This is a genomic window from Stenotrophomonas chelatiphaga, assembly GCF_001431535.1.
In the GTDB taxonomy this organism is placed as follows: Bacteria; Pseudomonadota; Gammaproteobacteria; order Xanthomonadales; family Xanthomonadaceae; genus Stenotrophomonas; species Stenotrophomonas chelatiphaga.
Window position 1 is genome coordinate 1 of the sequence record NZ_LDJK01000089.1, and the last position, 19,132, is coordinate 19,132.

The 19,132-nt window shown below is 67.3% G+C and carries 13 protein-coding genes; 5 read left to right on the forward strand and 8 right to left on the reverse strand.

The window, feature by feature from the left end; genetic code table 11:
* Both ABB28_RS16155 and ABB28_RS16160 read right to left on the reverse strand, forming a co-directional pair.
* On the reverse strand, positions 1-286 hold a 286-nt coding region (locus tag ABB28_RS16155; RefSeq protein WP_152983499.1), incomplete at its 3' end, for a helix-turn-helix domain-containing protein.
* A 102-nt stretch (positions 287-388) separates the two neighbouring features.
* Entirely contained in the window at positions 389-2,782 is a 2,394-nt protein-coding gene (locus tag ABB28_RS16160) for a membrane-bound PQQ-dependent dehydrogenase, glucose/quinate/shikimate family (protein ID WP_057687398.1), read from the reverse strand.
* A gap of 310 nt (positions 2,783-3,092) precedes the next feature.
* Between ABB28_RS16160 and ABB28_RS16165 the strand changes: the two genes are divergently transcribed.
* Positions 3,093-3,629 (forward strand): adenine phosphoribosyltransferase, encoded by a 537-nt coding sequence (locus tag ABB28_RS16165; RefSeq protein ID WP_057687399.1) that lies wholly within the window; start codon positions 3,093-3,095, stop codon positions 3,627-3,629.
* A gap of 146 nt (positions 3,630-3,775) precedes the next feature.
* On the opposite strand, the gene dbpA is transcribed toward ABB28_RS16165, so the two are convergent.
* Complete coding sequence (gene dbpA, locus ABB28_RS16170; protein WP_057687400.1) at positions 3,776-5,152, reverse strand: ATP-dependent RNA helicase DbpA; 1,377 nt, start codon at positions 5,150-5,152, stop codon at positions 3,776-3,778.
* A 37-nt stretch (positions 5,153-5,189) separates the two neighbouring features.
* Here dbpA and ABB28_RS16175 point away from each other — a divergent pair, with 37 nt between their 5' ends.
* Positions 5,190-7,085, forward strand: coding sequence for an ATP-binding cassette domain-containing protein (locus ABB28_RS16175; RefSeq protein WP_057687401.1), 1,896 nt, complete (start codon positions 5,190-5,192; stop codon positions 7,083-7,085).
* A 211-nt stretch (positions 7,086-7,296) separates the two neighbouring features.
* Here the strand turns inward: ABB28_RS16175 and ABB28_RS16180 are convergent, their stop codons facing one another.
* Together ABB28_RS16180 and ABB28_RS16185 are read right to left on the reverse strand one after the other, a co-directional pair.
* The gene (locus tag ABB28_RS16180; protein ID WP_057687402.1) at positions 7,297-7,761 is read right to left on the reverse strand and encodes a c-type cytochrome; all 465 of its coding nucleotides are present in this window, start codon (positions 7,759-7,761) and stop codon (positions 7,297-7,299) included.
* A gap of 11 nt (positions 7,762-7,772) precedes the next feature.
* Positions 7,773-8,180, reverse strand: coding sequence for a c-type cytochrome (locus ABB28_RS16185; protein WP_042614923.1), 408 nt, complete (start codon positions 8,178-8,180; stop codon positions 7,773-7,775).
* Positions 8,181-8,383: 203 nt separating this feature from the next.
* Between ABB28_RS16185 and ABB28_RS16190 the strand changes: the two genes are divergently transcribed.
* From ABB28_RS16190 to ABB28_RS16200, 3 genes are read left to right on the forward strand one after another with little or no spacing between them, the layout of a single operon-like run.
* A complete protein-coding gene (locus ABB28_RS16190) occupies positions 8,384-9,538 on the forward strand; it encodes an efflux RND transporter periplasmic adaptor subunit (RefSeq protein WP_057687403.1) in 1,155 nt (384 codons plus the stop codon).
* Entirely contained in the window at positions 9,535-13,068 is a 3,534-nt protein-coding gene (locus ABB28_RS16195) for an efflux RND transporter permease subunit (protein ID WP_057687404.1), read from the forward strand. The genes ABB28_RS16190 and ABB28_RS16195 overlap by 4 nt, the downstream gene beginning before the upstream one ends.
* Positions 13,065-16,142 carry an efflux RND transporter permease subunit gene (locus tag ABB28_RS16200; RefSeq protein WP_057687405.1) on the forward strand — a complete coding sequence of 1,026 codons (3,078 nt, stop codon included), beginning with the start codon at positions 13,065-13,067 and terminating at the stop codon, positions 16,140-16,142. The genes ABB28_RS16195 and ABB28_RS16200 overlap by 4 nt, the downstream gene beginning before the upstream one ends.
* Positions 16,143-16,275: 133 nt before the next feature.
* Here ABB28_RS16200 and ABB28_RS16205 read toward each other — a convergent pair whose 3' ends face one another.
* The 3 genes from ABB28_RS16205 to ABB28_RS16215 are packed head-to-tail and all read right to left on the reverse strand — an operon-like array spanning position 16,276 to position 18,971.
* Positions 16,276-17,526 carry a TraB/GumN family protein gene (locus ABB28_RS16205; RefSeq protein WP_057687406.1) on the reverse strand — a complete coding sequence of 417 codons (1,251 nt, stop codon included), beginning with the start codon at positions 17,524-17,526 and terminating at the stop codon, positions 16,276-16,278.
* A gap of 4 nt (positions 17,527-17,530) precedes the next feature.
* Entirely contained in the window at positions 17,531-18,061 is a 531-nt protein-coding gene (locus ABB28_RS16210) for a GNAT family N-acetyltransferase (protein ID WP_057687407.1), read from the reverse strand.
* 22 nt (positions 18,062-18,083) lie between these two features.
* Positions 18,084-18,971 carry a carbon-nitrogen hydrolase gene (locus tag ABB28_RS16215; protein WP_057687408.1) on the reverse strand — a complete coding sequence of 296 codons (888 nt, stop codon included), beginning with the start codon at positions 18,969-18,971 and terminating at the stop codon, positions 18,084-18,086.
* Positions 18,972-19,132 lie beyond the last annotated feature (161 nt).

The window sequence follows — 19,132 nt, forward strand, 5'->3', positions numbered from 1 at the left end:
AGCCACGGCCCTGTTCACCGACGTAGCCCAGTTTCTGCAGGGTATGCAGCACGCGCCGCACGGCCGCGCGCGAAATACCCGTCTCGCTGCTGATCTGCGACATGGTGACTTCGCGCGGGTGCTGCGAGAACACACTCATCACCGCCAGCCCACGGCCGAGCGAGGTCATGAAATCCGGATCGCCCTGGTTGTCCTGGATCTGCTGCATCAGTTCGTGGGACAGGCCACGGTCCTGGGGCAGGGCAGCGGACGGCTTGGGACGGCGACTGGGGGGAACAACAGGCATGTACGGAAGGTTCGCGCGGTGATCGTGCATGGTAAGTGCTGGCGCCGGAGATGCGAAACCGCAGGCACCGCGGTCAGGGTGACCGCGGTGCGTGCAGGTGGCTTACTTCGACGGCAGGGCGTAGGCGATCACGTAGTCACCGCGATCCGGTGACTGGCGTGCGCCGCCAGCGGAGATCACCACGTACTGGCGACCGGTGGTCGGCGACACGTAGGTGATCGGCGTGCCCTGGCTGCCTACCGGAAGCCGCGCCTTCCACACTTCCTTGCCACTGCGGCTGTCGTAGGCGCGCAGGTAGAAGTCCTGGGTACCGGCGAAGAACAGCAGGCCGGACTGGGTGGCCAGTGAACCGCCCAGGGTGGGCATGCCGACCGGAATCGGCAGGTGCATGCGGATGCCCAGCGGGCCGGTGTCCTGCACCGTGCCGACCGGCACCTGCCAGACCAGCTGCCGGGTCGCCAGGTTGATCGCCGACATCGTGCCGAACGGCGGCTTCTGGCACGGAATGCCGAGCTTGGACAGGAAGCGGTCGCGCAGCGAACCATACGGCGTGCCGGTCTGCGAAGCGGCGCCCATTTCCACGCCACCATCGCCACTGGTCATCTGCGCGCGCGGGATCAGCTTGGTCCACAGGCCCAGTCGCATGTCATTGACGAACAGGTAGCCGGTGGTCGGATCCACCGATGCGCTGCCCCAGTTCATGCCACCCAGCGACCCGGGCCACTGCAGCGCGAGGTCCTCGCCCGGCGGGGTGAACATGCCGTCGTAACGGAACTGCTTGAACTGGATGCGGCACAGCATCTGGTCGATCGGCGTGGCGCCCCACATGTCCGATTCGGTCAGGGTCTGCGCGCCGATCTGCGGCAGGCCCACCGACAGGCGCTGGGTCGGGGAGTAACGCTCGCCCTGGGCCTTGCCCTGCGGTGCGGGGATGTCCTGCACCGCGGCGATCGGCTGGCCGGTCTGGCGGTTGAGCATGAACACCTGGCCGGCCTTGGTCACCTGCAGCAGGGCCGGCAACGTGCCGCCCTTGCCGTCGGGTACGTCGGTCAGCGTCGGCTGCGCCGGCAGGTCGTAGTCCCACAGGTCGTGGTGCACGGTCTGGTAGACCCAGCGTTCCTTGCCGGTAGCCACGTCGAGGGCGACCACGGCCGAGCTGTACTTGTCGTCCTGCGGCGTGCGCTGTCCGGCCCACTGGTCCGGCGTGGTGTTGCCGGTGGGCAGGTAGACCAGGCCCAGCTGCGCGTCGTACGCCATCGACGTCCACACGTTCGGCGTGGCGCGGGTGTATTCCACCGACGGATCCAGCGGTACGTCCGGGGTTTCCCTGGAAAGGTCCCAGACCCAGGCCAGGGCACCGGTGCGCACGTTGAAGGCGCGCACCACGCCGGAGGGCTCGTTGACTTCGATGTTGTCGGCCACGCGGCCGCCGACGACGATCAGTTCACCGGCCACCAGCGGGGCGGCGGTGATGGTGAAGAAGCCGGGCTTGATCTCGCCCATGCCCTGCTTGAGGTCGACCACGCCATTGCTGCCGAAGTCCGGGCAGGGGGCACCGGTGGCGGCATCCAGCGCGAACAGCCGCGCATCGATGGAGGTCATCAGGATGCGCTTGCGGCACAACGCCGGGGCGGTCGGGGAGGCGACCCCGGCGACCGGGGCCGGCGCCGGCGCAAGATCGGCATCGAAGTAACCCAGCCCGCGGCAGCGCTGCCAGTTCGGCGCGGTGGCCTTGGGATCGAAAGCCCAGCGCTGCTTGCCGGTATCGGCGTCGACGGCGATCACCCGGTTGTGCGGGGTGCACAGGAACAGGGTGTCGCCGATCTGCAGCGGGGTGTTCTGGTCTTCGGCGCCGAACCCGTTGCTCTCCGGCACATCGCCGGTGCGCGCCGTCCAGGCCACCTGCAGCTGGTCCACGTTGTCCAGCGTGATCTGGTCCAGCGCGGCGAAGCGGGTGCCGGCGGTGGTGTTGCCCCAGTGCGCCCAGTCGCGTTGCTCGCTGCCTGCGGCGACCGGGGTCACTGCCGGGCGCGTGCCGGCGGCAGCCACCACCGGACGCGGCTGGAAGGCCGCCGCGCCGGTGCCGAGCAGCCCGACCAGCAGCAGCGCGGCGACGGCGTAACCCCCGCGGCCAGCGGGCAGGCCACGGCTGCGACGCAGCACCGGCCAGCTCAGCGCGACCAGCATCGCCAGCACCGCCGGCATCACCAGCCGCGAGACCAGCGGCCAGAACTCAAGGCCGGCATCGACCACCGACCACACCAGCGTCGCCACGAAGGCGCCGCCGAACAGCAGCGCGCCCAGCGGGCGACGCAGCACCAGCAGCACGCCGGCCAGCAGGGTGATCGCGCCCATCAGGGCGAAATAGGCGCTGCCGCCCAGCGTCAGCAGGCGCACGCCGCCGACCAGCAGGGTCAGGCCGAACAGCGATACCAGGATGCCAAGCAGGATGACCAGCACGCGACACACGGCCGGGATCTTCGTTTTCTCGTCCACGTTGCATGAACCTCTACATTCGAAACCCGGCCGGAAGGACCAGGCAGGCCCGCGCGCGCAGCTGCGTGGCGGGGACCGTCGGCATTCCCGCAGCCCGCTTCCTGTATGGAAGGGGCTGGCGTTCCCGTGCTTATCGCGGAAACGAGGTGAATGACCGGTTACGGCGATTATCGCACGTGTGTGCGATTTTGGCGTCAACGCAGCACATCACCGGTGGAACGCACCGACACAGGCACGCAATGCGAGGCCGGCGACAGCGGGCCGGCAGGCGGCCTGTTACCCTATGCCGCCCTACAACGCTGGCCTTGCAATGACCGACGCACACGTCGAACCGCAGTGGGCATCGCGCCTGCGCGACATCGCTGATTTCCCCAAGCCGGGCATCCTGTTCAAGGACATCATGCCGCTGCTCGCCGATGGCGATGATTTCCGTGCGGCGATCCAGGCCATGAGCGCCCGCTGGCGCGACCTGCAGCTGGATGCGGTGGTCGGCATCGAGTCGCGTGGCTTCATCCTTGGCGCGGCGATGGCGCTGGAGCTGGGCGTGGGCTTCGTGCCGGTGCGCAAGCCGGGCAAGCTGCCGGGCAAGGTGCTGCGCGAGGAATACACGCTGGAATACCGCAGCGACTGCATAGAAGTGCATGCCGACGCCCTTCCGGCCGGTGCCCGCGTGGCGATCATCGATGACGTACTGGCGACCGGCGGCACGCTGGTGGCAGCGCTGTCGCTGGTGCGTCGACTGGGCGTGGACGTGATCGGCGCCGGCGTACTGGTGGAACTGGACGGACTGGGCGGCCGTGCCCGCTGGGAAGCCGGCCTGCCGCTGCACACCGAACTGGTTTACTGAAGCAACCGCCCGCGCGCCGCGCAACCGGGGCATCCCTGGGTAGTGACGGCCGCTGGCCGTCAACGCTCAGCATCGGTAGTGACGGCCGCTGGCCGTCAACGCTTCGCCCCGGTGGGTGACGACCGTTGGTCGTCACCGCTGCCGGCTTACATCACGCGGGTGCGGAACCTGCGGCCCTTGATCTTGCCTTCTTCCAGCTTGGCCACGGCCCGGTTGGCGTGCTCGCGGGCGATGGCCACGTACGAACGCGTGGGGTAGATCGCGATCTTGCCGATGTGCTTGCCGGCCAGGCCGGCATCGCCGGTCAGCGCACCCAGGATGTCACCGGGGCGCAGCTTGTCGGTCTTGCCACCGTCGATGCGCAGGGTGCGCATGGCGGCCTGCGGCAGTTCGGCCGGGCGCGAGGTCGCCAGCGGCGTCTTCTGCCAGTCCAGCGGCGTGCCACGCTGCGCTTCCAGGGCCTCGGCGCGGGACTTTTCACGGCCGGCCACCAGGCTGATCGCCATGCCGCTGGCCCCGGCGCGACCGGTACGGCCGACGCGGTGCTGGTAGGTTTCGATGTCGGTCGGCAGTTCGTAGTTGATCACCATCGCCAGGTCTTCCACGTCCAGCCCGCGCGCGGCCACGTCGCTGGCCACCAGCACGTTGCAGCTGCGGTTGGCGAAACGCACCAGCACTTCTTCGCGGTCGCGCTGTTCCATGTCGCCGTGCAGGGCCAGCGAGGAGAAGCCGAACTGCTGCAGCGAATTGGCGACTTCGTCGACATCCTTGCGGGTGTTGCAGAACACCACCGCCGATTCCGGCGTGTACTTCAGCAGCAGCCCGGCCAGCGCCTTCTGCCGGTGCGCCGGCTCCACTTCGCAGAACAGGTGGCGGATGGAGGGGGCATCGTCGGCGCCGTCCACCGTCACTTCCACCGGATCGCGCAGCACGTCGCGGCCGATCGCGCGGATCGCATCGGGGAAGGTGGCCGAGAACAGCAGCGTCTGGCGGTCCTTGTGGGTGCGCCCGGCGATCTCGCGGATCGGCTCTTCAAAGCCCATGTCCAGCATGCGGTCGCCTTCGTCCAGCACCAGCGTGCGCACCGCGCCGAGGTTCAGCGCGCGCTTGCGTGCCAGTTCCTGCACGCGGCCGGGGGTGCCGACCACTACATGCGGGTGGTGGGCTTCCAGCGAGGCAAGCTGCGGCGCCAGCGGCGAACCGCCGGTCAGCACCAGCAGCTTCATGTTCGGGATGCCGGTGGCCAGCTTGCGGATCTGCTTGCCGACCTGGTCGGCCAGTTCGCGGGTGGGGCACAGCACCAGCGCCTGCACCCGCTGGGTGGCCGGATCCAGTGCCTGCAGCAGGCCCAGCCCGAAGGCGGCGGTCTTGCCGCTGCCGGTGGGGGCCTGGGCGATCACATCGCGGCGGTCGAGGATGGCCGGCAGGCTGCGCGCCTGGATGGCGGTGAGGGTGGTGTAGCCGAGCGCTTCCAGGCCAGGCTGAAGGGCCGGGCTCAGCGGCAGGGTCGAGAATTCATTCATGGCGCATTGTACGGGGTTAACCCCTTACAATACCCGCATGCCCCTGATTACCTTGCAGAACGTCGACTTCAGCGTCGGCGGCCCGTTGTTGCTGGAAAAAGCCGAACTGTCGATCGAGCCGGGCGAGCGTATCGCCCTGATCGGCCGCAACGGCGCCGGCAAATCCACTTTGCTCAAGCTGCTGTCCGGCGACCACAAGCCCGATGATGGCGAAGTCCGCGTCCAGCAGGGCGTCCGCGTGACCCGGCTGGAACAGGAGGTGCCGCATGGCGCCGCCGGCAGCGTGTTCGACGTGGTCGCCGAAGGCCTGGGCGAACTGGGCCAGTGGCTGGCCGAATTCCATCACCTGAGCGTGGCCGAAGAGTTCGACGGCGATGCATTGGGCGCGGTGCAGGCCAAGATCGATGCCGCCAACGGCTGGGGCCTGGACCAGCGCGTCAGCGAAACCCTGACCAAGCTCGACCTGGACGGCGATGCCGAATTCGCGCGCCTGTCCGGCGGCATGAAGCGCCGGGTGCTGCTGGGCCGGGCGCTGGTGTCCAGCCCGGACCTGCTGCTGCTGGACGAACCGACCAACCACCTGGACATCGAAGCCATCGACTGGCTGGAAATGTTCCTGAAGAACTGGAACGGCAGCGTTGTGTTCGTGACCCATGACCGTCGCTTCCTGCGCGCGCTGGCCACCCGCATCGTGGAAATCGATCGCGGGCAGGTCACCAGCTGGCCGGGCGACTGGGCCAACTACGAGCGCCGCCGCGAAGAACGGCTCAACGCACAGGCACAGGAAAACGCCCGTTTCGACAAGATGCTGGCGCAGGAAGAAGTGTGGATCCGGCAGGGCATCAAGGCCCGCCGTACCCGCGACGAAGGCCGCGTGCGCCGCCTGGAAGCGATGCGCAACGAGCGCTCGTCGCGCCGCGAGATCAGTGGCAACGTCCGGATGGAAGCGGCCCAGGCGGCCAATTCCGGCAAGAAGGTCATCGACATCAAGGACGTATCGTTCTCCTTCGGCGAGCGCTGCATGGTGCGCGATTTCTCCGCCACCATCCTGCGTGGCGACCGCATCGGCCTGATCGGTCCCAACGGCAGTGGCAAGACCACGCTGCTGAAGCTGCTGCTGGGCGACCTGGCACCGGACCGCGGTGAAGTGCGCGCCGGTACCAACCTGGAAATCGCCTATTTCGACCAGTACCGCTCGGTGCTGCGCGAAGACTGGACGGCCATCGAGAACGTGGCCGAAGGCCGCGACTTCATCGAGTTCAACGGCAAGCGCAAGCACGTGCACGCCTACCTGCAGGACTTCCTGTTCACCCCGGAACGGGCGCGCGCGCCGATCACCCGCCTGTCCGGCGGTGAGCGCAACCGCCTGCTGCTGGCCAAGCTGTTCGCGCAGCCGTCCAACCTGCTGGTGATGGACGAACCGACCAACGACCTGGACGTGGAAACGCTGGAGCTGCTGGAAGAGCTGCTGGGTGATTACACCGGCACGCTGCTGCTGGTCAGCCATGACCGTGACTTCCTGGACAACGTGGTGACCTCCACGCTGGTGATGGAAGGCGAGGGCGTGGTCGGTGACTACGTGGGTGGCTACAGCGACTGGCAGCGGCATGCGGCTTTCGTGGCCGCGCAGCAGGCCAACGCGCCGGTGGTGGCCAGCCGTCCGGCAGCCGCTGCCGCCCCGGCGGCCGTGGCGGCGGCTGAGGTGGTGCCGGCCAAGCGCAAGCTCAGCTACAAGGACGCGCGCGAACTGGAACAACTGCCGCAGAAGATCGAAACGCTGGAACAGGACGTCGAAGGGCTGACGGCGGCGATGAACGATCCCGCGTTCTATCAGCGCAGCGCGCCGGACATGGCCGCGCACAACCAGAAGCTGGCCAAGGTGCAGGCCGAGCTGGATGCCGCCTACGCGCGCTGGCAGGAACTGGACGCCTGACTCGCTCGATGGGGTAGTGACGGCCGCTGGCCGTCAGGCCCTTGCCGCTGCGCTCGCCGACCATGGGTCGGCGCTACCGTGTCATTGCCGGGTAGGTGACGGCCGCTGGCCGTCAGGCCGTTGCCGCTGCGCTCGCCGACCATGGGTCGGCGCTACCGTGTCATTGCCGGGTAGGTGACGGCCGCTGGCCTTCACGCGTTGTCGGCGGTGCTCATTTCACCCCGTGCAGGTCTCGCAGCTGGGTCGGGCGGGAAGCGAAATAGGCGGCCAGGTCGGCGATCTCCTGATCACTGATGCCGGTCGCCTGCGGGGTCATCAACGCGTGCTGCCGATCGCCCGAACGATAGGCCTGCAGCGCGTGCGCCAGGTAATCACTGTATTGCCCCCCCAGCTTGGGGTAGGTCGGGTCGATCGGCGCATTGCCGTCGGCACCGTGGCAGTCGATGCAGCTCTGCCCGGTGGCCTTGCCCTTGACCTGCGCACGGGCCTCACCGGCGGCGAGGCGACCGGCCGGCAGCCCCGCCGACGATGAAGGAGCGGGGAGATCACCACTGGCCTGGCCCGGCTGGTCGGGCGACTGCGTGCTGCTGTCTTCATGCGACGGCGAGCAGGCGGCCATCAGGACGGCGACGGACAAGGCGATGGCATGACGCGTGAACTGCGCGGCTTTCGACATGTAGGCGTGCCTTACTTGACGGTGGACAGGTAAACAGCGAGATCGGCGATCTCCTGTTCGCTGAAACTCATCGACTGCGCCTGCATGGTCGGATGACGACGCTTGCCATGGCGGTACTCGGTGAGGGCCTGCAGCAGGTACTGCTCGCTCTGCCCGCCGATCTTCGGCACGCGGTAGCTGGGGTAGGCGTTCTTGTAACCGGTGATGCCGTGGCAGCCCTGGCAGGTGTACGCCAGGACCCGGCCGTTGTCGAAATTGCCGGTGAGGGCGGCGGCCGGCGCGGGTGCCTGCGGGGCCGGAAGCGGCGCCGGAGCGGCAGGGGCGGACGGGGGTGAAGCAGGAGCAGGAGCGGCCACGGCGGCCCCGAAGGGCAGGAGGACGGCCAGAGCAAGACAAGCGGCGAGCGGCTGCGGGCGCATGATGTCGTTTCCGGGCTACGGGTCTGGTCGTTCCGGCGTGGGGTACGGAACGGCCCGAGTATAGCGGCTCGTTTCATGTTGCTGAAATGGGGTCGGCCCGACCGACGGCGTGAAGTCACCGTGACCTTTGGGATATGGTGTACCCGTGAGGTGGTGCATTACTTTGCTACCACACCTGTTCACGCATCCCCAGGGACCCGACGATGTCACGCCATGCCTTCCTGCCCGCCGGCCGCAGCGGAATCTGCGCCGCCGCGCTGCTCATCTCCACCACGCTGCTGATGTCCGGCTGTGCTGGTGGCCCCAACAACGAAGCAAAGGCAGCGGACGGCAAGGACGGCAAGTCCGAACAGAAGAAGGTCGATGCCGTGCCGGTGGAAGTGGCGGTGGCCAGCCATCGCGGCGTGGCCGCCAGCTACACCGGCACCGCCGCGCTGGAGCCGCGCGCCGAATCGCAGGTGGTGGCCAAGACCTCCGGCGTGGCGCTGGCCGTGCTGGTCGAAGAAGGCCAGCAGGTGCGCGCCGGGCAGCCGCTGGTGCGGCTGGATCCGGACCGCGCGCGGCTGGCGGTGGCACAGAGTGAAGCGGTGATGCGCAAACTGGAAAACAACTACCAGCGCGCCAACCGCCTGGTGGGCCAGCAGATGGTCAGCGCCGCCGATGTCGACCAGCTGCGTTACGACGTGGAGAACGCCCGCGCGCAGTATCGGCTGGCCACGTTGGAACTCTCCTACACCACGGTCACCGCACCGATCTCCGGGGTGATCGCCTCGCGTTCGATCAAGACCGGCAATTTCGTGCAGATCAACACGCCGATCTTCCGCATCGTCGACAACTCGCGGCTGGAAGCCACGCTCAACGTCCCCGAACGCGAGCTGGCCACGCTGCGTGCCGGCCAGCCGGTGACCCTGCTGGCCGATGCACTGCCGGGTAAGCGCTTCACCGGCCAGGTCGATCGCATCTCGCCGGTCGTCGATTCCGGCAGCGGCACGTTCCGCGTGGTGAGCACCTTCGACGGCGGCGCGCAGTCGCTGCAGCCGGGCATGTTCGGCCGCATCCGCATCGATTACGACCAGCGCGCCGATGCGCTGGTGGTGCCGCGCCTGGCCCTGCTCGACGATGGTGACCCGGCCGTGTTCCGCGTGCGCGCCGGCAAGGTCGCGCGGGTACCGGTGACGCTGGGCTACGCCGAAGGCGCCTGGGTGGAAGTGCGTGAGGGCCTGGCGGCAGGCGACCAGGTGGTTACCGCCGGCAAGGTCGCGCTGCGCGACGGCACCGCGGTGCAGGTGATCGTGCCCGCCGATCCCAAGCAGGTGGTCAAGGCCACGCCCGCTGCCAAGGCAGGGAGCGCCCCATGACATCGGCCGGTAACGACCACGGTCGCGACCCCCACCAGGGCCACGGCCCCGGCAGCATGGGCGGCGGCCTGGTGGAGTTCGCCACCCGCCGCCGCGTGACCATCGCCATGTGCACGGTCACCCTGATCCTGTTCGGGCTGATCGCGCTGAACAGCCTGAAGGTCAACCTGCTGCCGGACCTGAGCTATCCCACGCTGACGGTGCGCACCGAGTACACCGGCGCGGCACCGTCTGAAATCGAAACCCTGATCTCCGAGCCGGTCGAAGAAGCGGTCGGCGTGGTCAAGAACCTGCGCAAGCTGAAGTCGATCTCGCGCACCGGCCAGAGCGATGTGGTGCTCGAGTTCGCCTGGGGCACCAACATGGACCAGGCCAGCCTGGAGGTGCGCGACAAGATGGAAGCGCTGAACCTGCCACTGGAGGCCAAGGCCCCGGTGCTGCTGCGCTTCAATCCTTCGACCGAACCGATCATGCGGCTGGTGATTTCCAGCAAGGACGCACCGGCCACCGACGCCGAGGCGATCCGTGAACTGACCGGCCTGCGCCGCTACGCCGACGAAGACCTGAAGAAGAAGCTGGAACCGGTCACCGGCGTGGCCGCAGTGAAGGTCGGCGGAGGCCTGGAAGATGAGATCCAGGTGGACATCGACCAGCAGAAGCTGGCGCAGCTGAACCTGCCGATCGACACCGTCATCCAGCGCCTGAAAGAGGAGAACATCAACATCTCCGGCGGCCGCCTGGAAGAGGGGTCGCAGCGTTTCCTGGTGCGTACCGTCAACCAGTTCGTCGATCTGGAAGAGATCCGCAACCTGCTGATCACCACCCAGTCGTCCAATGGCAGCGCAGCCGATTCGGCGATGGCGCAGATGTTCGCCATCGCTGCGGCGACCGGCTCGGATGCGGCGATGTCGGCCGCATCGGCGGCGCAGAGTGCATCCGGCGGCACGTCCAGCGTCATCGCCAACGGCGTGCCGGTGCGGCTGAAGGACGTTGCCACGGTGCGCCAGGGATACAAGGAACGCGAGGCGATCATCCGGCTGGGCGGCAAGGAGGCGGTGGAGCTGGCGATCTACAAGGAAGGCGATGCCAATACCGTGGCCACCGCCGAGGCCCTGCGCGCGCGGCTGGAGCAGATCAGGACCACCTTCCCGTCCGATGCCGAGCTCACCACCGTCGAAGACCAGTCGCGCTTTATCGAACACGCGATCAGCGACGTCAAGAAGGATGCGGTGATCGGCGGACTGCTGGCCATCCTGATCATCTTCCTGTTCCTGCGCGATGGCTGGAGCACCTTCGTCATCAGCCTGTCGCTGCCGGTGTCGATCATCGCCACGTTCTTCTTCATGGGCCAGCTGGGCCTGAGCTTGAACGTGATGTCGCTGGGCGGCCTGGCCCTGGCCACCGGCCTGGTGGTGGACGATTCCATCGTGGTGCTGGAAAGCATCGCCAAGGCGCGCGAACGCGGGCTGGGCGTGCTGCAGGCCGCCATCGCGGGGACGCGGGAGGTGAGCATGGCGGTGGTGGCGTCCACCCTGACCACCATCGCGGTGTTCCTGCCGCTGGTGTTCGTCGATGGCATCGCCGGGCAGTTGTTCCGCGACCAGGCGCTGACCGTGGCGATCGCCATCGCGATCTCGCTGCTGGTGTCGATGACGTTGATCCCGATGCTGAGCTCACTGAAGGGCCGCCCGCCGCTGGCGTTCCCGGAGGAACAGGCGGGCGAGGCCTGGCGTCCGCAGAACCGCTGGTTGAAGCCGGTGGCCGGCGGCCGTCGCGGCTTCGTGGCCGCCCTGCGCTGGAGCTTCTTCGGCGTAGCCTGGGCGGTGGTGCGGGTGTGGCGCGGCATCGTGGCGGTGGTCGGCCCGGTGATGCGCAAGGCCAGCGACATGGCGATGAAACCGTATGCCGGTGCCGAACGCGGCTACCTGCGCCTGCTGCCCAGTGCGCTGGCCCATCCCGGCAAGGTGCTGGGGCTGGCGGCACTGGCCTTCGTGGCCACCATGGCACTGGTGCCGATGCTCGGCGCGGACCTGATCCCGCAGCTGGCGCAGGACCGCTTCGAGATGACCGTGAAGCTGCCGGCCGGCACGCCGCTGAAGCAGACCGATGCGCTGGTGCGCGAACTGCAGCTGGCGCATGGCGATGGCAAGCAGGCCGCCGGTGAAGGCATCGCCTCGCTGTACGGGGTGAGTGGCGCCGGCACCCGGCTGGATGCCAGCCCGACCGAAAGCGGCGAGAACATCGGCAAGCTGACCGTGGTGATGGAAGGCGGCGGTGATGCACGCAGCGAAGCGGCCATCACCGAACGCCTGCGCGACACCATGGCCTCGCATCCCGGCGTGCAGGTGGACTTCGCACGACCGGCGTTGTTCAGTTTCTCCACGCCGCTGGAAATCGAGCTGCGCGGACAGGACATGGCCTCGCTGGAGCAGGCCGGGCAGCGGCTGGCGGCGATGCTGCGCAACAACGCGCACTACGCCGACGTCAAATCCACGGTGGAAGAAGGCTTCCCGGAAATCCAGATCCGCTTCGACCAGGAGCGCGCCGGTGCACTGGGCCTGACCACCCGCCAGATCGCCGATGTGGTGGTCAAGAAAGTGCGCGGCGACGTTGCCACCCGTTACAGCTTCCGCGATCGCAAGATCGATGTGCTGGTGCGTGCGCAGCAGGGCGACCGGGCCAGCGTGGACAGCATCCGCCGGCTGATCGTCAATCCCGGCAGCACCCGTCCGGTGACCCTGGACGCGGTGGCTGAAGTGGTCGCCACGACCGGCCCGAGCGAGATCCATCGCGCCGACCAGACGCGGGTGGCGGTGGTATCGGCCAACCTGCGCGACATCGACCTGGGCGGTGCGATGCGCGAAGTGCAGGCGATGGTGGCCGAACAGCCGCTGGGCGCGGCGGTGGGCATGCACATCGGCGGGCAGGGCGAGGAGCTGGAAGAATCCGCGCGCTCGCTGATCTTCGCTTTCGGGCTGGCGATCTTCCTGGTGTACCTGGTGATGGCCTCGCAGTTCGAATCGCTGCTGCATCCGTTCGTGATCCTGTTCACCATCCCGCTGGCCCTGGTCGGCGCGGTGCTGGCGCTGCTGTTGAGCGGCAAGCCGATCTCGGTGGTGGTGTTCATCGGCCTGATCCTGCTGGTCGGGCTGGTGACCAAGAACGCGATCATCCTGATCGACAAGGTCAACCAGCTGCGCGAAGCCGGCGTGGCCAAGCACGAGGCGCTGGTGGAAGGCGCACGTTCGCGCCTGCGCCCGATCATCATGACCACCCTGTGTACGCTGTTCGGCTTCCTGCCGCTGGCGGTGGCGATGGGCGAGGGCGCCGAAGTGCGCGCGCCGATGGCGATCACCGTGATCGGTGGCCTGCTGGTGTCCACCCTGCTGACGCTGCTGGTGATTCCGGTGGTATATGACCTGATGGACCGCAAGGGTGATGCGTACTATCGCGAGCGCGGCCGCAAGCTGGCCCACGACGCAGGCTTCGATGCGCCCGACGCCGGGCAGGGACGGGAGGAGCCGGCATGAGCATCGCCGAGTTCTCCATCCGCCGCCCGGTCACCACCATCATGTGTTTCGTGTCACTGGTGGTGGTGGGACTGATCGCCTCGTTCCGGCTGCCGCTGGAGGCGCTGCCGGACATCACCGCACCGTTCCTGTTCGTGCAGATCCCTTATACCGGCTCCACTCCTGAAGAAGTGGAGCGCACCTTGATCCGCCCGGTGGAAGAGAGCCTGGCGACGATGACCGGAATCAAGCGGATGCGTTCGTCGGCCACCTCCGAAGGGGCCAACATCTTCATCGAGTTCAGTGACTGGGACCGCGACATCGCCATCGCCGCGTCCGATGCACGCGAGCGCATCGATGCCATCCGCACCGACCTGCCCGACGACCTGCAGCGCTACAACGTGTTCAAGTGGTCCAGCAGTGACGAGCCGGTGCTGAAGGTTCGCCTGGCCAGCGACACCGACCTGACCGGCGCGTACGACATGCTGGACCGCGAGTTCAAGCGGCGCATCGAACGCATCCCCGGCGTGGCCCGGGTCAACATCTCCGGCGCGCCACCGAACGAGGTGGAGATCGCGATCGATCCGAACCGGCTGAACGCACATGGGCTGAGCATCAATGAACTCAGCGAGCGCCTGCGCACGTTGAACTTCTCCTTGTCGGCCGGGCAGATCGACGACAACGGCCAGCGCGTGCGCGTGCAGCCGGTGGGCGAAATCACCGACCTGCAGGAAATGCGCGACCTGGTGATCAACGCCAAGGGACTGCGCCTGGGCGACATCGCCGAGGTGCGCCTGAAGCCGACCCGCATGAGCTATGGCCGTCGCCTGGATGGCAATCCGGCGATCGGCCTGGACATCTTCAAGGAGCGCAGCGCCAACCTGGTGGAAGTCTCGCGCGCTGCGCTGGCCGAAGTGGAGGCGATCCGCGCGCAACCGAGCATGCGCGATGTGCAGATCAAGGTCATCGACAACCAGGGCAAGACGGTGACGTCCTCGCTGCTGGAACTGGCCGAAGCCGGTGCGGTCGGCCTGATCCTGTCGGTCACCGTGCTGTTCTTCTTCCTGCGCCACTGGCCGTCCACGCTGATGGTGACCCTGGCCATCCCGATCTGCTTCATCATCACCCTGGGCTTCATGTACTTCGTCGGGGTGACGCTGAACATCCTGACCATGATGGGCCTGCTGCTGGCGGTAGGCATGCTGGTGGACAACGCGGTGGTGGTGGTGGAAAGCATCTACCAGGAACGCGAGCGGATGCCCGACCAGCCGCGGCTGGCCTCGATCATCGGCACCCGCAACGTGGCCATCGCGCTCAGCGCGGGCACCCTGTGCCACTGCATCGTGTTCATCCCGAACCTGTTCGGTGAAACCAACAACATCAGCATCTTCATGTCGCAGATCGCGATCACCATCTCGGTGTCCCTGCTGGCGTCCTGGCTGGTGGCGGTGAGCCTGATCCCGATGCTGTCCGCGCGCATGGACACGCCCAAGCTGCTGCATTCCAGGACGGGCGTCATCGCGCGCCTGCAGGGCCGGTATGCGGTACTGCTTGACTGGACCCTGCGCCACCGTGGCTGGAGCCTGCTCGGCATCCTGCTGGTGGTGCTGGTCAGCCTGGTGCCGATGAAACTGACCAAGGTGGACATGTTCGGTGGCGAAGGCGGCAAGGACGTGTTCATCGGCTACATGTGGAAGAGCGCCTACACCTACCGGCAGATGTCCGATGAAGTGAAGCGCGTGGAAGACTGGCTGGATGCCAACCGCGAGCGGCTGCACATCACCCAGGTGTATTCCTGGTACAGCGAAGACGAGGGCAGTTCCACCATCGTGACCCTGGACGAGGCGCACGCAGGGGGTCTCAAGGCGATCCAGGAAGAACTGCGCAAGGGCCTGCCGAAGTCCGCGCGTGCCGATTACTTCGTCGGCAACCAGGGCGGTGACTCCGGCGGCAGCAACAGCGGCGTGCAGGTGCAGCTGGTCGGTGATTCCAGTTCGATGCTGCAGGAGATCGGCGAGGAAGTCCTGCCGCTGCTGGCGCAGCGCAAGGAACTGCGCGACGTGCGCATCGACAACGGCGAGAAGGGCAGCGAGCTGGCGATCAAGGTCGACCGCGAGCGCGCGGCCGCGTTTGGCTTCAACGCCGAACAGGTGGCCAGTTTCGTCGGCCTGGCGCTGCGTGGCGCGCCGATGCGCGAGTTCCGCCGCGGTGACAACGAAGTGCCGGTATGGGTGCGTTTCGCCGGCGCCGAACAGAGCACGCCAGAGGACCTGGATGGCTTCAGCGTGCGCACCGGCGATGGCCGCACCGTGCCGCTGCTGAGCCTGGTCTCGGTGGAGATCCTGTCCTCGGCCACGCAGATCGGCCGCACCAACCGGCAGACCACGCTGACCATCAAGGCCAACCTGGCCGACAAGGTCACCGCCCCGGATGGGCGCAAGGCGATCGAGGCGGTGCTCAAGCCGATGAACTTCCCGGCCGGCTACAGCTTCAGCTTCGACGGCGGCGATTTCGGCAACGATGACGAGGCGATGCAGCAGATGCTGTTCAACCTGGTGATCGCGCTGCTGATGATCTACGTGGTGATGGCCGCGGTGTTCGAGTCGCTGCTGTTCCCGGCGGCGATCATGAGCGGGGTGCTGTTCTCGATCTTCGGGGTGTTCTGGCTGTTCTGGCTGACCGGCACCTCGTTCGGCATCATGTCCTTCATCGGCATCCTGGTGCTGATGGGCGTGGTGGTGAACAACGGCATCGTGATGATCGAGCACATCAACAACCTGCGCCGGCGCGGCATGGCCCGTACCCAGGCGCTGGTGGAAGGCTCACGCGAGCGCCTGCGCCCGATCATGATGACGATGGGCACGGCGATCCTGGCGATGGTGCCGATCTCGCTCACCGACACGCAGATGTTCGGCGACGGCCCGCCGTACTACCCGATGGCGCGCGCGATTGCCGGCGGGCTGGCGTTCTCCACCGTGGTCAGCCTGCTGTTCCTGCCGACCATCTACGCGGTGCTGGATGATGCACGCAGTGCGGCGGCGCGGTTGATCGGCAAGGCCCGCGGCCGGGGCGTGGTCGCCCCAGCGCTGCGGTAGCGCCGAGCCACGCTCGGCGGGATCTGGCAGGCAACGGCCCGCTGCGCTCGCCGACCATGGGTCGGCGCTACGGGGGCATCGTCGGGCACGAGGCCCGCTGCACTCGCCGACCCTGGGTCGGCGCTGCCCTTCTTTACCCCGCGACCTTGCCCCATACCTGGAAACCGGTCAGCCACAGGCCCAGCATGCTGCCGATGTTGGTCAGCATGAAGGTCAGCACCACGCGGGTGACGCGGTTGCGGTACCAGCCCTTCAGGCTCTGCGCATCGTCGCGCAGCTTGAGGAAATCCTCGTAGGCCGGCTTGCGCAGGCGCGCTTCCACCAGCGCGGCGAAGGCGCCGGTGGGAATGCTCAGGCGGAACGGTTTGAACGGTGCCACCACGATCGCGGTGAGGATGCTCAGCGGATGGCTGCCGGCCAGCAGGCAGCCCAGGCCGGCCAGGCCGCCGGTGTACATCGCCCAGGTCAGCAGCAGCTCGCCGCCCACGCCCAACCCGCCGCGGTAGAAACCCACGCCGATGCCGGTCGCCACGATGGCCAGGATGGCCAGCGTGAACCAGGGAATATTGCGCTTCTTCGCCACTTCTTCCAGCTGCGCGCGCAGCGGTACCGGCGCGTCGTGGTCGGTTTCCAGATACGTCGCCAGGCCGGCAAGGTGGCCCGCACCGACCACCGCCAGCACCTCGCGCTGGGCAGGCACGGCACCCTGCAGGGCACGCTCCTCGCGCAGGCGGGTGGCCATGTAGCGGTCGCGCTCACCGATGATGGCGTCGTACAGCGCAGGGCTTTCCTTGGCGAACTCGCCGAAGCTGGACTCCAGCATGTCGCCCTGCTTGAGCTTTTCGATTTCGTCCGTGCCGACCTCGTCGGACGAGAACAGGCCGGCGGCCAGCCCGGTCATCAGCTTGATCTTGCCGAAGAAGCCCAGCTGCGCCGAAGCGCGCTTGAAGGTCAGCCCTACCTCACGGTCGATCAGGTGCACCGGCAGGCCCTGTTCCCGGGCCAGCAGCACCGCGCGCTTGAGTTCAGCGCCCGGCTCGATGCCCAGTTGTTCCGCCAACCGACGCTGGTATGCCGACAGCGCAAGGTTGGCGGCGAACAGCGCCACGCGGCCCTTGCGGATCACTTCCACCAGGTCCAGCTTGGCCAGCGTGTCCGGCTCGGTCAGCGCCTGCAGGCGCTGCGGATCCAGTTCCACCGCGACCGCATCGAAGCGACCGCTGTGGATGGCCTTTTCCACCGCTTCCACGCTGGCGTGCGACACGTGCGCGGTGCCCAGCAGGGTGTAGCGCACGCCATCGCGTTCGACGATGCGCACCGGCTGGCCGGCAAACAGCGTATCGCCTGCCGTCACGTCGGTGGAGGGAAGGAGGGTGTCAGTCATGCGTTTACTCGTTTGTTGGGGCGCTGTCAGCGCCATCGCCCAGTGCACGTTGCATCTGAACGGTGTCCAGCCAGCGGCCGTGCTTGCGGCCCAGGCCCTGGAACACGCCGACCAGATGGAAGCCGAAGCGCTCGTGCAGCTTGATGGAGGCGGTATTGGTGGGTTCGCCGATGACCGCGACCATCTGCCGGTAACCGCGCGCGGTGCAGGCATCGATCAGCGCCTGCAGCAGCGTGGTGCCGACGCGCTGGCCCTGGAAGCGCGCATCGACGTAGACCGAATTTTCCACCGTCCACTGGTAGGCCACGCGGGTGCGGTAGGTATTGGCGTAGGCATAGCCGGCCACCTCGCCGTCGACTTCGGCGACCAGGTACGGGAAGCCACGGGCGACGATGTCCTGCATCCGTCGCTGCATTTCGGCCGCATCCGGGATGTCGTACTCGTAGGTGTTGACGAAGTCGGTCACTTCCACCGCGTAGATCGCGGTGATCGCGGCGATGTCAGCCTCGCTGACATCACGGATAAGCACGGCCATGGGCGCAGGTTCCGGCAGGGAATCAGTCGATGTAACGCTTCAGCAGGTCGCCGTAGGCGTCGATGCGGCGGTCGCGCAGGAACGGCCAGATACGCCGCACGTGCTCGCTGCGCTGCAGGTCGACCTCGCACACGAGGATGGTTTCCTCGCCGCCGGCTTCGGCGATGAACTCGCCCTGCGGACCCACCACGTGGCTGTTGCCCCAGAACCGGATGCCCGAGGCGCCCATCGGCGAGGGCTCATGGCCGACGCGGTTGCAGCTGAGCACCGGCACGCCATTGGCGACGGCATGGCCGCGGTGGCTGAGTACCCAGGCATCGCGCTGGCGGTTCTTTTCATCCTGCTGGTCATCCGGATCCCAGCCGATGGCGGTCGGATAGAGCAGCAGTTCGGCACCGGCCAGCGCCATCAGGCGCGCCGCTTCCGGATACCACTGGTCCCAGCACACCAGCACGCCGAGGCGACCGACCGAGGTATCGATCGGGGTGAAGCCGAGGTCGCCCGGGGTGAAATAGAATTTTTCGTAGAAACCCGGGTCGTCCGGGATATGCATCTTGCGGTACTTGCCCAGCAGGCTGCCGTCCTTTTCGAACACCACTGCGGTGTTGTGGTACAGGCCGGCGGCACGGCGTTCGAACAGCGAGGCAACGATGACCACGCCATGCTGCTTGGCCAGTGCGCCGATGCGCTCGGTGCTGGGGCCCGGGATCGGCTCGGCCAGGTCGAATTCGTCGACGCTTTCGTGCTGGCAGAAGTAAGCGCCGTTATGCAGTTCCTGCAGCAGGATCAGCTTGGCACCCTGTGCGGCCGCTTCAGCGACGCGGGATTCGATCACGGCGAGGTTGGCGGCGGCATCACCGTGGTTGCGCTCCTGGATCAGGGCGACGGTAAGGGGCTGGCGGGGGCTCATCCGGAAGCGTTCCTGCGGGGGAAAACACGCATGTTAACGCGGATGGGGAAGGGCGGCGTGGTGGCGCCTGAATGATTGGTTTTTGCTGGCCAGCGGCCGGTAGAAGCCAACGCCTAAAGCCAACGCGTAAAGGCAAAGCCGAAGCCAAAGCCAAAGCCAAA

Excerpts from the sequence above, each read along its gene's own strand:
- ABB28_RS16165 (WP_057687399.1), top strand. The coding sequence starts at position 3,093 with ATGACCGACGCACACGTCGAACCGCAGTGGGCATCGCGCCTGCGCGAC.
- dbpA (WP_057687400.1), bottom strand. The coding sequence starts at position 5,152 with ATGAATGAATTCTCGACCCTGCCGCTGAGCCCGGCCCTTCAGCCTGGC.
- ABB28_RS16175 (WP_057687401.1), top strand. The coding sequence starts at position 5,190 with ATGCCCCTGATTACCTTGCAGAACGTCGACTTCAGCGTCGGCGGCCCG.
- ABB28_RS16180 (WP_057687402.1), bottom strand. The coding sequence starts at position 7,761 with ATGTCGAAAGCCGCGCAGTTCACGCGTCATGCCATCGCCTTGTCCGTC.
- ABB28_RS16185 (WP_042614923.1), bottom strand. The coding sequence starts at position 8,180 with ATGCGCCCGCAGCCGCTCGCCGCTTGTCTTGCTCTGGCCGTCCTCCTG.
- ABB28_RS16190 (WP_057687403.1), top strand. The coding sequence starts at position 8,384 with ATGTCACGCCATGCCTTCCTGCCCGCCGGCCGCAGCGGAATCTGCGCC.
- ABB28_RS16195 (WP_057687404.1), top strand. The coding sequence starts at position 9,535 with ATGACATCGGCCGGTAACGACCACGGTCGCGACCCCCACCAGGGCCAC.
- ABB28_RS16200 (WP_057687405.1), top strand. The coding sequence starts at position 13,065 with ATGAGCATCGCCGAGTTCTCCATCCGCCGCCCGGTCACCACCATCATG.
- ABB28_RS16205 (WP_057687406.1), bottom strand. The coding sequence starts at position 17,526 with ATGACTGACACCCTCCTTCCCTCCACCGACGTGACGGCAGGCGATACG.
- ABB28_RS16210 (WP_057687407.1), bottom strand. The coding sequence starts at position 18,061 with ATGGCCGTGCTTATCCGTGATGTCAGCGAGGCTGACATCGCCGCGATC.
- ABB28_RS16215 (WP_057687408.1), bottom strand. The coding sequence starts at position 18,971 with ATGAGCCCCCGCCAGCCCCTTACCGTCGCCCTGATCCAGGAGCGCAAC.